This window comes from Pedobacter rhodius (assembly GCF_027213645.1).
GTDB lineage: Bacteria > Bacteroidota > Bacteroidia > Sphingobacteriales > Sphingobacteriaceae > Pedobacter > Pedobacter rhodius.
In genome coordinates, this window is the sequence record NZ_JAPWGL010000003.1 from 294,931 (window position 1) to 309,824 (window position 14,894).

At 38.3% G+C, this 14,894-nt stretch carries 12 protein-coding genes; 5 read left to right on the forward strand and 7 right to left on the reverse strand.

What is annotated here, in order from left to right; all coding sequences use genetic code 11:
- Window positions 1–26 precede the first annotated feature (26 nt).
- The 3 genes from polA (at window position 27) to O0931_RS11375 (ending at window position 4,138) form a co-directional block, all read left to right on the forward strand.
- Window positions 27–2,840, forward strand: coding sequence for a DNA polymerase I (gene polA, locus O0931_RS11365; protein WP_269415701.1), 2,814 nt, complete (start codon window positions 27–29; stop codon window positions 2,838–2,840).
- A gap of 8 nt (window positions 2,841–2,848) precedes the next feature.
- Window positions 2,849–3,706 (forward strand): energy transducer TonB, encoded by an 858-nt coding sequence (locus tag O0931_RS11370; protein ID WP_269415702.1) that lies wholly within the window; start codon window positions 2,849–2,851, stop codon window positions 3,704–3,706.
- 96 nt (window positions 3,707–3,802) lie between these two features.
- Window positions 3,803–4,138, forward strand: a complete 336-nt coding sequence (locus O0931_RS11375) for a hypothetical protein (RefSeq protein ID WP_269415703.1) — start codon at window positions 3,803–3,805, stop codon at window positions 4,136–4,138.
- Between the two features lie 128 nt (window positions 4,139–4,266).
- Here the strand turns inward: O0931_RS11375 and O0931_RS11380 are convergent, their stop codons facing one another.
- The 7 genes from O0931_RS11380 to pdhA all read right to left on the reverse strand — a co-directional run bounded on the left by O0931_RS11380 (window position 4,267) and on the right by pdhA (window position 12,385).
- On the reverse strand, window positions 4,267–4,944 hold the full coding sequence (locus O0931_RS11380) for a metal-dependent hydrolase (RefSeq protein ID WP_269415704.1): 678 nt from the start codon (window positions 4,942–4,944) through the stop codon (window positions 4,267–4,269).
- 127 nt (window positions 4,945–5,071) lie between these two features.
- The gene (locus tag O0931_RS11385) at window positions 5,072–5,377 is read right to left on the reverse strand and encodes a YbaB/EbfC family nucleoid-associated protein (protein ID WP_269415705.1); all 306 of its coding nucleotides are present in this window, start codon (window positions 5,375–5,377) and stop codon (window positions 5,072–5,074) included.
- A 127-nt stretch (window positions 5,378–5,504) separates the two neighbouring features.
- Window positions 5,505–6,734, reverse strand: a complete 1,230-nt coding sequence (locus tag O0931_RS11390) for a serine hydrolase domain-containing protein (RefSeq protein ID WP_269415706.1) — start codon at window positions 6,732–6,734, stop codon at window positions 5,505–5,507.
- Between the two features lie 67 nt (window positions 6,735–6,801).
- Window positions 6,802–7,353, reverse strand: a complete 552-nt coding sequence (locus O0931_RS11395) for a cupin domain-containing protein (protein WP_269415707.1) — start codon at window positions 7,351–7,353, stop codon at window positions 6,802–6,804.
- A 226-nt stretch (window positions 7,354–7,579) separates the two neighbouring features.
- Window positions 7,580–9,358 (reverse strand): DUF885 domain-containing protein, encoded by a 1,779-nt coding sequence (locus O0931_RS11400; RefSeq protein WP_269415708.1) that lies wholly within the window; start codon window positions 9,356–9,358, stop codon window positions 7,580–7,582.
- A gap of 300 nt (window positions 9,359–9,658) precedes the next feature.
- On the reverse strand, window positions 9,659–11,359 hold the full coding sequence (locus O0931_RS11405; RefSeq protein WP_269415709.1) for a dihydrolipoyl dehydrogenase family protein: 1,701 nt from the start codon (window positions 11,357–11,359) through the stop codon (window positions 9,659–9,661).
- 30 nt (window positions 11,360–11,389) lie between these two features.
- Window positions 11,390–12,385, reverse strand: coding sequence for a pyruvate dehydrogenase (acetyl-transferring) E1 component subunit alpha (pdhA, locus tag O0931_RS11410; RefSeq protein WP_269415710.1), 996 nt, complete (start codon window positions 12,383–12,385; stop codon window positions 11,390–11,392).
- Between the two features lie 465 nt (window positions 12,386–12,850).
- Here pdhA and O0931_RS11415 point away from each other — a divergent pair, with 465 nt between their 5' ends.
- Both O0931_RS11415 and O0931_RS11420 read left to right on the forward strand, forming a co-directional pair.
- Window positions 12,851–13,408, forward strand: a complete 558-nt coding sequence (locus O0931_RS11415) for a C40 family peptidase (RefSeq protein ID WP_269415711.1) — start codon at window positions 12,851–12,853, stop codon at window positions 13,406–13,408.
- Window positions 13,409–13,504: 96 nt separating this feature from the next.
- Window positions 13,505–14,608, forward strand: a complete 1,104-nt coding sequence (locus tag O0931_RS11420) for a CapA family protein (protein ID WP_269415712.1) — start codon at window positions 13,505–13,507, stop codon at window positions 14,606–14,608.
- Window positions 14,609–14,894 lie beyond the last annotated feature (286 nt).

Here is a 14,894-nt window from a genome sequence, read left to right on the forward strand (position 1 = left end):
GTGTAATCTCAAATCTGTGTAATCACATGAATAATAAAAAACTCTTTCTTTTAGATGGAATGGCGCTGATGTACAGGGCGCATTTCGCATTAAGCAAAAACCCCCGTTTTACTTCAACTGGGATAAATACATCGGCCGTAATGGGTTTCACCAATACATTGCTTGATGTTATAAAGAAAGAAAAACCAACGCATATTGCCGTTGTTTTCGATACGGATGCCCCGACAGAAAGGCATACCTCTTTCGAAGCTTATAAAGCACATCGACAGGCCATGCCGGAAGATTTGGCCGCAGCCATGCCTTATGTGATTAAACTGATTACGGGCTTCAATATTCCGGTAATTACCTCCGATGGTTACGAAGCGGATGATATTATCGGGACCTTGGCCAAAAAAGCGGAAGCAAAGGGCTACCAGGTTTATTGTATGACCCCTGATAAAGATTTTGCACAACTGGTTTCTGAAAATATTTTCATTTACAAACCTGCCCGTATGGGCAACGATATGGAAATATTAGGCGTAAAAGAGGTTTTGGCGAAATGGGAGATTGAAAACGTGCTTCAGGTTATTGATATTTTGGGTTTGTGGGGCGATGCTGTAGACAACATTCCCGGCATTCCGGGCATTGGCGAAAAAACGGCCAAGCTTTTAATTAAGCAATATGGCTCGATGGAAAACATCATTGCCAATTCGCATGAGTTGAAAGGTAAACAACGCGAAAATGTAGAGCACTTTGCCGAACAGGGCCTAATATCTAAAAAACTGGCGACCATTCTTTTAGATGTTCCCGTTGAATTAGATGAGGCAAGTTTAGAACTTTGCGATCCAAGTAAAGATTTATTAGAACCCCTTTTTACGGAACTCGAATTCAGAACCTTAGGTCGCCGCGTTTTTGGCGATGAATTCTCTGTAACAACAGCCAAATTCCAGGAAGGTACGCAAACCGATTTGTTTGGCAATCATCCGGGGGAAGCCATCCAGTATACCAATACATTGGAGGAAGAAGAACCTGTTGAAAAGCTTCCGGCCAGAACAATAGAAAATACGGAGCACAACTATCAATTAATAGAAACTGCTGCACAACGTGCCGAGCTGATTAAACTATTACTTACACAGGAAAGAATTTCTTTCGATACCGAAACAACAGGTACAGACGCAAATATGGCCGAATTGGTAGGTTTATCATTTTCGATAAAACCGGGCGAAGGTTATTATATTCCGGTTCCTGAACATCGTGAAGAAGCCCAGGCCATTGTTGATGAGTTTAAAGTCGTATTAGAAAATGAAAAAATCGAAAAGATAGGTCAAAATACTAAATACGATATTTTAGTTTTCAAATGGTATGGACTGGAAGTTAAAGGGAAAATTTTCGATACCATGCTGGCGCATTACCTGATCGACCCCGATACCCGTCATGGTATGGATGTGTTATCAGAAAATTACCTGGGCTATTCGCCTATCTCGATTACAAAATTAATCGGCCCGAAAGGCAAAAACCAGGGAACCATGCGCGATGTTCCGGTAATTGATGTGGTGGATTATGCTGCAGAAGATGCGGATGTAACCTTGCAGCTGGCACACATTTTTGAACCAAAGTTAAAAGAATTAAATGCGGCTAAATTAGCGGAGGAAATTGAAAACCCGCTCGTGTATGTATTAGCCGATATCGAAAAAGAAGGTGTCCGCATTGATATAGAAACGTTGAAAGCTTATTCGAAAGAACTTGAAACGGATATTATTAAGTTTGAACAGAACGTTTATGATAAAGCCGGAATTAAATTTAATCTGGCTTCTCCAAAGCAGTTGGGCGAAGTGTTATTCGATAAACTGCAATTGGATCCGAAAGCAAAAAAAACCAAAACCGGCCAATATCAAACCGGTGAAGATGTTTTAACGGCTTTGGCAAGCAAAAGCGATATTGTTCAGGATATTTTAGATTTCCGCCAGCTACAGAAGCTAAAATCTACCTATGTTGATGCGTTACCGTTGATGGTAAATCCAAAAACAGGTCGTGTACACACTTCCTATAACCAGGCCGTTGCAGCTACGGGAAGATTAAGCTCTAATAATCCGAATCTACAAAATATTCCTATCCGTACCGAACGGGGCAGGGAAGTTCGTAAAGCATTTATCGCAAGGGATGAAAATCATATCCTGCTTTCTGCCGATTATTCACAAATAGAACTACGAATTATTGCCGAAATCAGTAAGGAAGAAAATATGCTCGATGCATTTAGCAAAGGTATCGATATACATACCGCAACCGCAGCAAAAGTTTACGGAATCGGTATCGAAGAAGTTGATGGCACACAGCGTAGAAATGCAAAAGCCGTGAACTTCGGTATTATCTACGGACAATCGGCTTTCGGATTATCTCAAAACTTAGGTATCCCACGTAAAGAGGCCGCCGAAATTATTGAACAATATTTTACACAATATCCGGGCATTAAACGTTATATGAGCGATACCATGAATTTCGCCCGTGAAAATGGATTTGTGGAAACGATTATGGGCAGAAGACGGTATTTACGGGATATTAATTCTGCTAACCAGACTGTTCGTGGCTTCGCAGAGCGAAATGCCATTAATGCCCCAATACAAGGGTCGGCGGCCGATATGATTAAAATCGCCATGATCAACATTCATAAGGAGATGAAAGCACAGGGATTACAATCTACCATGACCATGCAGGTGCATGATGAGTTGGTTTTTGATGTTTTGAAAACGGAGAAAGATGCAATGAAAGCAATTATTCAGGATAAAATGGCAAATGCAATTAAATTAACTGTTCCAATTGTAGTTGAGATCGGTGAGGGCGATAACTGGCTGGCAGCCCATTAATTATTGTCATGAAGGGGATTTTATTTTTGATTTTTAGTATTATCTCGTTGTCGGCTTTTGCACAACAAAGCGATACTTTGTATAGCTACACCAACATCGGCGGTAAAGAAATAAAGAAGTCTGAAAAAGCTGTTAATGTTTATAAAGTATATAAAAGTGACCGTACCGGCTGGATAAGGATAACCTCTGATAAAAATCTTAACCTACTTAAAAAGGAAACTTTTGCGGATTCCAAACTGAATATGTTAAATGGGGCTTACGTAGAATATCAAGGTGGAAAGGTTAGTCTTTCAGGCATTTATATAAACGGAAATAAAACCGGTTTGTGGACGAGGAATCATCCTGAAGGGCAATTAATGGAATCTGAAACATACAGCGAAAATATACTGAACGGACCTTTTACATCATACTATCCTAATGGAAAAATAATGGAACAGGGGAACTATGTAGACGGAAAAATGACCGGCGAATGGAAATTTTATAGTGAAGACAGCAAGCTGATTTCCATTAAAGTCTTCAAAGACGGCGTGCTGTCAACCCCGGATAAAAGTGCTGTTAAATTATTGAATCTGACCCGTCCTCAATTTCCGGGTGGTTTAAAAATGTTTTACCAGTACCTCGTGAGAAATATAAGATACCCTGCAGATGCACTCAATGCAAGATTAACAGGAAAGGTTTATTTTCTTTTAACGATTGATAAAGAAGGGAATCCTAAGGATTTTAAAGTTGTTTCTTCACCCGGAGATAGCCTCACTGCTGAAGCAAAAAGAGTTGTAATGAGTTCTCCAAAATGGATTCCCGCGACTGAAGACGGAAAACCCGTTGATATGAAACAAACTTTGAATATAAACTTTTCACTCAATTGATGTACGAATTCTGGTTTTTCTTATCTTCATTAAATCTTCATCCCGATTAATCAATTTTATATCAACAAATAAACGAGTAAAACAAAAATTAAGAACATGAAAAAATTATTGAGTTTAATCGCAATCGCAGCATTTGGTTTAACTACAGCATTTGCTCAAACACCTGCAACTACCGCTCCGGCTAAAAAAGTTGTAAAAAAAGAAGTAAAAACTACAACTGCTCCAGTAAAAGCAGGCGTTAAACAGGATGCTAAAAAAGTAGAAACTAAAACGACTACAACGGCATCAAAAATGAAAGCCGACGGAACGCCAGATATGCGTTTTAAAGAAAATAAAGCAAAAGCAGTAACTAAAGTTGCAGGCCCAACGAAGAAAGATGGTACTGCAGATATGCGTTATAAAGCAAATAAGGCTGCAGCTAAAAAGAATTAGTTTTAGGTTTACAATTGAAAGGGTTCCGATTTTTCTGGAACCCTTTTTTTATGCCTTACCATCTAAAATCTAAGCCACAGATTTGCAGATTTCAATGTAATCTGTAAATCTGTGGCTATTTGGCGGGTTTATAGCTCTATCGTCTCACCAATTTGAGGTAACAGCAGGGTTTTATTTTCGCGTTTAAATTTCGCTACCGCATCTTCAGTATCAATACTGATTGGGGGAAAAGTATTGTAGTGTACACCAACGATTTTTTCGCAATCGATGTATTTAGCCGCAATTACAGCATCGTCAACACCCATTGTATAGTGTCCACCGATTGGTAAAATAGCATAATCTAGATTATGCAGTTCTGCAAGTAACTTCATCTCCACAGTTAAAGCCGTATCACCGGCAAAATAAATTTGTTTACCCATTAAATTCAAGACAAAACCAGCCGGATTTCCACCATAACTGCCATCAGGATTCGAACTGCTATGAACTGCCCAAACCGTACGAAGTTTCCCAAATGAAAGTTCCTGGGTTCCGAAGTTAATGTCCGTAACCTTTTCCACACCTTGTTCTTTAATCCACTTGGCTACTTCTACCATAGCAAATACTTCCGCATTGGTTTGCTTTGCAAGTTCAACTAAATCAGCGACATGATCGCCATGACCGTGGCTAATCAAAATATAATCAGCTTCGATTTTCGAGGTGTCGATATCTTTGGCTAAAGGATTAGGTTTTATAAATGGATCAAAAAGAAATTTTTTGCCGTCAGCTTCAATTAAAAAGCATGATTGGCCGTAATAAGTTAAGTTCATAGTTTTTTAGTATCAAGATTTTAATATCAGGTATCAAGAGGGCGCATGAAAAAAGACAATAAAGCAATCAAACAATATGATTTACGATGGTATCTTTGCTTTCAGCTTTAGACTTTACGCTTTTGGCTTATTGACCAAACATACCGCCTAAGCCACCCAGCATATCTTTAGCAGAAGCCTGCATTTCTGTTGAGCTAACTTCTTCTGCATTTGCAAGTGCCTTATTAATTGCCGTTAACAGTAATTCTTCCAACTCCTCTTTATCAGCATTTTTTAAAAATTCCTCATCAATCGAAACACCTGTTATTGCCTTATTAGCCGTTGCGGTAATTTTAATGGCGCCATTTTCAACTTCGCCGAATACCGAAATGGTATCTAAACGTTTCTTAATCTCTTCGGCCTTTTGTTGTGCCGCGAATAATTTATCGAACATAATTTGTTGTTTTTATAATAAAACGAAATTAAGCTAAATTGTTTTTTAGATTGATGTTTTTATGTAAATCAAATGCAACGAAAAGGATATTTATAAAAAAACCTCGAATAAATTCGAGGTTTTAATTTTAATCTTCATCGCTACCGGGTAAACTACCGTTCCCGTGGTAGGCGCCTTTTCTTATGATTGGCATATTTAGATGTTTGTATAAATCATCCAGATGCATTAAGCTTCCGTTTGTTAAATTTCCTAAGAAAATTACAACGATGTTTTTATTTAAATCGCGAACATAAATATGTCGGAAACCATGCCACCAGCCGGTATGGTAAACCACTTTATCCATACTTTCGCCATCGAACATTCTCCAGCCATAACCATAATTGAAGTGGCCGTTAACAGGTTTGTTTCTACCCACGTAAGATGAATCGGTACTTTGTTTATTAATGAATCGATTATTTTTTAAGTATTTGTCATATAATACCAAATCATGAACGGTGCTATAAATTCCTTTATCACCAACAGGTCCGTCTAAAAAGTTTTGAACCACAGAATACCTCCAGCTGCGGTCGTGCCCTACAACATCAACAGGCACTTTTTCATATTCAGTAGTACTGTAAACATGTGTGTGCTTCATGCCTGCAGGTTTAAAAATATGTTCCATCATGTATTGTGAGTAACGCTGACCGGTTACCTTTTCGATAATTGCACCCAAAACCATGAAGTTTGAATTGTTGTAATGGAAACGGTTATCGGGTTTTACATAGGGATTTGGTTTGCGCTCAGCTATAATATCCATTACTTCCTGATTGGTAACACCCTTTTTCATATTACGCTTTTCTTTGCGCCAGATATCATCAATAAAATAAACATAGTTCATCATCCCGCTGCGGTGCGTAAGCAGTAACTTTACAGTTATGCCTTCGTAAGGAAAATTCGGGAAGAACTTTTTAACATTATCGTTTAAGGATATTTTTCCCGACTCAACCAATTGCATAATTGCAGTTCCGGTAAAAGTTTTGGTAATAGAAGCAAGCTCAAATTCTGAATTTATAGTTAAGCTATCGCGGTGAAGGTAATCTGCCCAACCAATTGCTTTTTCATATAAAATTTTACCATCCTTTGCTACCAGCATATTTCCGTTGAATCCGTATTTTTTATGCAGATTATCCACGAAATCGGCGATCCATTTATCGCCCTTTGCTGGGTTATAAACTAAAAGCAGGCTGTCGGCTTTATCGTCTTCCTTTGTTCTGATTTTCGCATCAGCAGCTTTTTTTTCTTCTGATTTTTTACTGTTGCAAGCGATGAGGAGCGTTATAGAGATGAAAAATGCAGCACTAATATATCTAAAATTCATGTATTCAGGCAGACTAAATTTAAAACCCGAAAATTAAAGAATTTTGAAGCGTTAAAAGCAAAGAGTTTTACACATTCTTACAATTTTTATTGTACCAGCATTCGAATAAATGGCCATTATTACCATAAACCGGGTCGCTGTCGGGCTGTTCTACTTGAGCTATGGCTTCATCTGCTTCCGGACGTTCTTCAGCCTTTCCATATTTCATGTTATAATCCGAACCTTTTGGGTATGCACCAACAACTGTAAAATCATCGCTGGCCCTAAGTCGTTTATGCGCAACGCCGGCTGGAATTACAACCACATCACCTTTATCTAATTCTATACAAACACCATGTTCGCCGCCAAACTGCACATCTGCATTCCCACAAAAAACCCCCATAACTTCATGTGTATTGCTGTGGTAATGGTGGTAATCAAAAATCCCATCAACCCAAGCATTTGAATAGCCATTCTGTGCAAAAACAGTTTTAATCACATCAATTTTATCATCAGGATGAATTAAAAATGCGCCTTTATAAATCATTAAAGGGTAAACCGGATTGTTAGGGAAATTTCCGTTCTCTTCTATTGTATGCGAAACCAGGTATGCTTCCTGAATTAATTTTTCTTTATCCATGATTAAGTGTTTTATAATTAACAATGTTATCAGAAAAGGGTTTCGAGATTTGATGAATTGGGATGATAGTGACTCGTGCGGACATGAACCACGGCGTAAATAATAATCGTCATTTCGACTGGAGCATCGCGGAATGGAGCGATCTATCTAGACAGATTTCTCGGCTGCGTTGCACTTCGCTCGAAATGACGACTTCTTTGATAACTATATACAATGACGAATAAATCTACTTCTGGTTTGCCGCCCAAACATCCATTTTCGATTCAAAAACTGATAGCGGCAAAGACCCATCTTTCAAAACTTCGGTATGGAAAGCTGCAAGTTTAAATTTCGTCCCTAATTCTTTTTCATATTTAGTTCTTAATTCCCTGATTTTCATGGCGCCCGTTTTATAGCCTAAAGCTTGTGCCGGTATACCCATGTAGCGTTCTATTTCGGCCGTTGCACCTTCTGTGCTGATGGCTTCGTTATCTGTCATATATTTTATCGCTTGCTCTCTGGTCATATTTTTAGTGTGAATCGCCACATCAACAACTAAACGAATGGCTCTATGCATTTCATCGCCCAAAGCACCCATATGCTGATAAGGATCCTGATATAAGCCAAGTTCTTTACCCAAAGACTCACAATATAAAGCCCAACCTTCTACATAAGCATTATGGCCACCAAAGCGGCGAAAATTGGGTAGTGATGTATTTTCCTGTGTTAATGAAATTTGATAATGATGACCAGGAATAGCCTCATGCAAGAAAAGAGACTCCATTCCCGATGTGGTATTGAAAGTTTTTGCATCCAGAATTGGCACATAGAATATTCCGGGACGTTTGCCATCTGCCGAACCCTGATTGTATTCTGCACTCGCCGACGCCGCTCTGAATGCTTCTGTTTGACGGATTTCGAAAGGCGTTTTAGGCTCTTTCTCAAACATCTTTTTCAAATTGGGCTTCATACGCTGGTGGATATTTTCAAAGGCAGCCAGGATTTCCTGCGGATTTTTATATGGCATAAATTTCTTATCCGTTTTCATATATTCGAAAAAAGCTTTCAAATCCCCTTTAAATCCAACCAGATTTTTAATGCTATCCATTTGGCCCTTAATTCTGGCTACTTCTTTTAAACCTGTTTGATAAACTTCTTCAGGGGTTTTATTCGTGGTGGTTTGCTGCCTAACCAAATATGCATACCACTCAGCACCACCCGGTAAAGCCGAATAACCCGATGTGGCTCTTGCTTTTGGTAAATAGTCGTTTTTAAGGTAATCGGCTAGTTTCTTATAGGTAGGTACAATTACGTTGGTTATCGCTTTGCGGTAATCTTCAGTAATTTTTTGTTTTTCAGCTGCAGAAAACGAGGAGGGAATTAACTTAACCGGACCATAAAACAAACTTTGTTCAGGCGTGGCTACAACCATACTTTGCATTTGAGGAATCATTTTCACTACCAACGCCTTTGGCAGAACAAAACCTGCATTGGCTCCTTTTTTGAAATTCCCAATAGCAGTATCTGCCCACACAGAAAATGCATTTACACGTTTAAGCCAATCTTCGTAGTTTTTAACCGTTTTAAAAGGTTGTGCACCTGTTCCCGAACCTAACTGGCCAAAAGTTAAGGGCAAAGCAAACATTTGGTTGAAAGGAAAATATTCTGAATGGTATTTAAAACCTTCGATGTTCATTTCAAGCTGATCTTTCATGTAATCGAAAGAGAGTTTGTCGTTGTTATCCAGGCTTTCTCTATCATAATTTTTTAAACTATCGAGGTAGCGTTCATTAAAGCTTTTATTCGCCGCAATATAGGCCTGCGACCCATCATTCGGTAATAAATCATTATAGCGTTCATCGCCAATGTATGTCGCTGCGATTGGACTTAATTTTAATCCATCCTGATAATAGGTTTCACACATCGAGGCAAATTTTTTGTTTGCTTCCGTTTTGTCGGTTTTATTACTTTGCTTACAAGCCATCAGAGCTGAAGTACATGCTATAAAGAGAAATATCTTTTTCATTGAGTTTGATTTAGGGTTCTAATCAAAAATAGTAAAAATCAGATTGTTTTTGGTATTTCCTGCAGATCAGGAAGATTCCTCCAGATTTTTGTGTTAAAATTATTCCTGCTTATAAAGTGCATATAACACCTGCCTAATTAGCGTAAATCAGCGGGAGATTCATTATTGCAAATTTATACAGTTATAAAAAAAAATAGCAACGCTATTAAACCAAAAAAAGCCACTCCTGAAAAGGAATGGCTTTGAGTATATTTTATCCTTCAATCCGGCGCAGTGTAAGCCAGTTCAGGATGACAATTATTAAGCTAATAACCTGATTGGTTCTTCCAGTAAACCTTTTAAAGTTTGTAAGAATTGCGCTCCGGTTGCACCATCAACCACACGGTGATCGCAACCTAAAGTCAATTTCATTATGTTTCCAGGAACAACAGCCCCATTTTTAACCACAGGAACCTGTTGAATTGCACCAACTGATAAAATTGCACCATCAGGAGAATTGATAATTGATGTAAATTCATCAATACCAAACATACCTAAGTTAGAAACCGTGAAAGTACTTCCTTCCCAATCTGCAGGCTGTAATTTTTTAGCTTTTGCTTTTCCACCAAAATCTTTTACTTCCGCAGAAATGTGCGATAATGATTTACCATCAGCAAAACGAACTACAGGTACTAATAAACCATCTTCAACAGCCATAGCAACGCCGATGTTTGTATGTTCATTGAAACGGATTTTATCGCCACCCCACGATGAATTAACCGCAGGATGTTTTTTAAGTGCAACAGCAACCGCTTTAATTACGATATCGTTGAAAGAAACTTTAACCGGAGCAACTGCATTAATTGCCGTACGGGCAGCCATTGCGTTATCCATATCAATACTTATAGTTAAGTAGAAGTGTGGAGCAGTAAATAAACTTTCGGCTAAACGTTTTGCAATTACTTTACGCATTTGCGAAACTGGCTGCTCAGTAAATTTAACTTCGCCAACAAATGTTGGAATAACTGGTGCCGCAGCCTGAGGTTTTTCTGCTGGTGCGCTTTCCGCTTTTGCCTTACCGCTTTCTGCTTGTGCAGCAGCTGGCTTAAAGTTTTCGATATCTTTTTTAATGATACGCCCACCTTCTGCGCTACCGGCAACCTGCGATAAATCGATTCCTTTATCTTTAGCAATTTTCTTAGCCAAAGGCGACGCTTTCACCCTGCTGTCAGAAGAACTTTCCTGAACCGGCGCAGATGAACCTGCATCAGCAGTTGCAGCTTGTTTTTCTTCTTTCGGAGTTTCTGTTTTTTCTTCGCTTTCTGCTTTAGGCTTTGAGCTTTGAGCTCCTCCAGCTAAAATCCCGCTAACATCTGTTCCTTCCGGACCAACGATAGCGATAATTCCATTTACTTTAGCTGCCTGACCTTTCTCAACACCAATGTGTAACAAAGTACCGGTTGCATAACCCATAACTTCCATAGTGGCCTTATCGGTTTCTACATCAGCTAAAACATCATCATCTTTAACTTTATCACCAACTTTTTTATGCCATTCAGCTATAACACCTTCAGTCATGGTATCGCTTAACAAAGGCATGCGGATAACCGTAACACCTTTTGCTGCTAATTCTTCTTCGCTTAAACCACCACCCTGAGCAAGGGCTTCTTCGTTTTCCGTTTTTGGCTTTTCACTTTCAGCTTTAGGCGCCGTATCTTCAGACTCCGGACTTCCCGACGCCTGACTTCCTGATTCAGCTTCTAATGCCGCTTTATAATCTTCACCTTCTTTTCCGATAACGGCCATTACTGCATCAACCGGAACAGCAGTACCCTCTTCTACACCTATGTATAAAAGCGTTCCGTCCCAATAAGATTCCATATCCATTGTTGCTTTGTCAGTTTCTACTTCTGCCAAAACATCGCCGCTTTTCACTTTATCGCCCACTTTTTTGTGCCACTTCGCCAAAACCCCTTCGGTCATGGTGTCGCTCATTTTGGGCATTTTAATTACATCAGCCATTATATCTAATTAATTGAAATCTTTTTAAAATTAGTCCATTACGTAAGGGTAGTTCTCCGTCATGTATACATCTTTGTATAACTCAGATGCATCTGGCCAAGGAGATTCTTCTGCAAATTTCACAGCCTGATCTACAATACCTTTTACTTTAGCTTCTATTTCTTCAATCCAGGCCTGATCTGCATACTTTTCTTTAAGAATAGTTTCTCTTGCATGTTCAACCGGATCCTTTGCTTTATAATCTTCTAATTCTTCTTTAGTACGATATTTTGCAGGGTCAGACATGGAGTGACCACGGTAACGGTAAGTTCTCATTTCTAAGAAAGTAGGTCCTTCACCTTTACGGGCACGCTGAATAGCCTCATCCATTGCATTATGTACAGCAACCGGGTCCATACCATCAACCGGCGCGCATGGCATATCAAAACCTAAACCAATTTTATAAATATCGGTCATGTTTGTAGTACGTTGTACCGAAGTACCCATTGCATAACCATTGTTTTCGCAAACAAAAATTACCGGCAATTTCCACAGCATAGCCATGTTAAAAGTTTCGTTTAATGCACCCTGGCGCACAGCACCATCGCCCATATAACAAATGTTAACATTATCTGTTCCTTTATATTTTTCTGCAAAAGCAACACCTGCACCCAGTGGAATCTGACCTCCTACAATGGCATGGCCACCATAAAAATTATGTTCTTTGCTGAACATGTGCATTGAACCACCTTTACCTTTAGAGCAACCTGTAGCTTTACCATACATTTCTGCCATAATGCTATCGGCACTAACACCTAAAGCTAACGCATGAGCGTGATCACGGTAAGTAGTAATCATCGAATCGCCTTTTTGCATGGCAGATATTGCGCCTGCAACTACAGCCTCTTGTCCAATGTATAAATGACAAAAGCCACGAATTTTTTGTTGTCCGTATAACTGGCCTGTTTTCTCTTCGAATTTGCGCATAAGCAACATCGATTCGAACCACTTTAACCAGGTATCTTTATTTATTTCTACTGCACTCATTTAGGATATTTGTTTTTTTGCGACAGCAAATCTAATTTTTTTATTGTAATTTTTGGCACTTTCTAATGTAAAAACATCATGTTATTCACCTTAATTGTTGTTTTAACAGTTGTTTTACAATTATATGCGGAATTTAGAGATTAGTTCTGATTTTATGGTTTTAAAACTTTGCAATTTTATATCCTTTAGTTGTTTATTCGACGAGAAATTAAATTCTGTAAAAACGTATTTCACCCTAATTTTCAAATCCGTTTACAGAAAAAAATTCATTTATAATTAAAAAGACTATTTTCATATGTTGAGCCAAAAAACTTTAGCTTAAAAGCAGAAAATGTTAATAACTTTTGATTTTTACCGTCAAACATTTGGATAACATTTGTATTATTGATATTTTTGACAACCAACAATAAGCCCATGTGGTGTACGTTAATGTGTAAGTAGTTTACCCAAACATAACTGTATAACATGATTAAAAAAATTTTGTTTTCATCTCTAATCGCTATTTGCACGCTCTCAGCCGCATTTTCGCAAACAAAAACAAAAGAATCCGGCAAAGAATTAAACGACCCAGACAATCTTGCATCGCAGTATTTTTCTCAGGTTATGGGTGTTGCAGTTGATGCGACTTCGAATTTAAAACTATATAAATTTGTATATGAATGGATCGGAACCCCTTACAGTTTCGGTGGAAATACAAAAAAGGGTATTGATTGCTCCGCTTTTACAAAAGCGATTTACGACAAAGTTTTCAACACAACAATAAGAAGAAATTCGAGAGATATCTTCAGCATGGTAGACCCATTGTCTAAAGAAGATTTAAAAGAAGGCGATTTAGTTTTCTTTAAAATAAAAAGCAGAAGTATTTCACACATTGGCATATACCTTGGCGATAACAGATTCGCACATGCATCAAGTTCCCGTGGCGTTGTGATTAGTAATTTGAATGAACCTTACTACAGCCGCTATTTTTATAAAGGCGGAAGAATTCTTGAATCCTTTAAAAAGGATTTTACGGTAGAATAAAATATAATTTACGATCGTAGATTTGCGATTTCAGATTGAACATATATAATCCTCCATAAGCAATTTTGGAGGATTTTTTTATTATAAAATCAGTTAATGAAGTTAACCAATAGCATAATTTTATCATTCCTCGTCGTCATCATATTTATAAGCTGTACCAGTAATAGTGCGCAGGTTATTATCGTTGAGCCAAAAGCTGCTGATACTGTCATCAGAAAAATTAAGGATACGATTTCCATAACCGCAGTTGGTGATATTATGCTTGGTTCGGCTTTTCCATCCACAGCAAATCTTCCGCCAGATGATGCCATAAATAGCTTTCAGGCCGTTGATAGCCTGTTAAAAGGTGATATTGTGTTCGGAAACCTGGAAGGCTGTTTTTTAAATTCAGGCAATTCAACCAAATGCAACGGCATAAACCCAAATAATTGCTATGCTTTCCGTATGCCTGAACGTTATGCTGGTATTTACAAGAAAGCAGGCTTTAATGTTTTGAGTATCGCAAATAATCACGTTGGTGATTTTGACTCAAAAGGCAGAAAAAATACCGCCAGAATTTTAGATTCTTTGAAAATTCATTATGCAGGGCAAGTAAATAAACCTTATGAAATATTCGAGAGAGATAGCATTAGATATGCCTTTTGTGCCTTTGCACCGAATGAAAATACGGTTTCTATTAATAAAATAGACAGCGCAAAAGCATTGGTAGCCCGCTTAAAAAAACAGGTGGATATTGTTATTGTTTCGTTTCACGGAGGCGGTGAAGGCGCAAGATTTGAACATGTAACCCGAAAAAATGAACTCTTTTACAATGAAAACAGGGGCAATGTATATGCTTTTGCCCATGCGGTGATAGATGCCGGAGCTGATGCTGTTTTAGGCCATGGGCCACATGTAAGCCGTGCTGTTGAGGTTTATAAAAATAAATTTATTGCCTACAGCATGGGTAATTTTTGTACCTACGGCATGTTCAGCTTAAAAGGCAATAATGGCTTTGCGCCCCTGATTCAGCTTAAAATAAATGGTAAGGGCGATTTCCTTTATGCTGATGTTGTTTCTGTTAAGCAGGATAAAATAAGCAGACTAACTATTGATAAAAATGGTACTGCTTTCAAAAGAATTAAGGATTTAACGGATGAAGATTTTAAAGGCCACAAGCTGCTGTTTGAAAATAACAGGATTTCTGTAGTAAAAGAATAGGTTGCAAGTTGTCTCATATTGAGGGGATCAATTTATTTCATAAAATCAATATAAATGACATTTACTATTTGCATTCCCCTCTTTTAGAGGGGTGCCCGCAGGGCGGGGTGTTTTATTGTCCTGGCCGGACAGGCTTTTTTGTTTTTCAGAGAAGTTTATATTTTTATTGGTCTTCAAGCTTGCTTCGCAGGTTTGGCAACAAAAGAAACAAAACCGAGCATTTTGCGAGCTCATTAATACAATTAAAAACAATGATAACTAATTAATAATTGCCGGCTGAAAATTA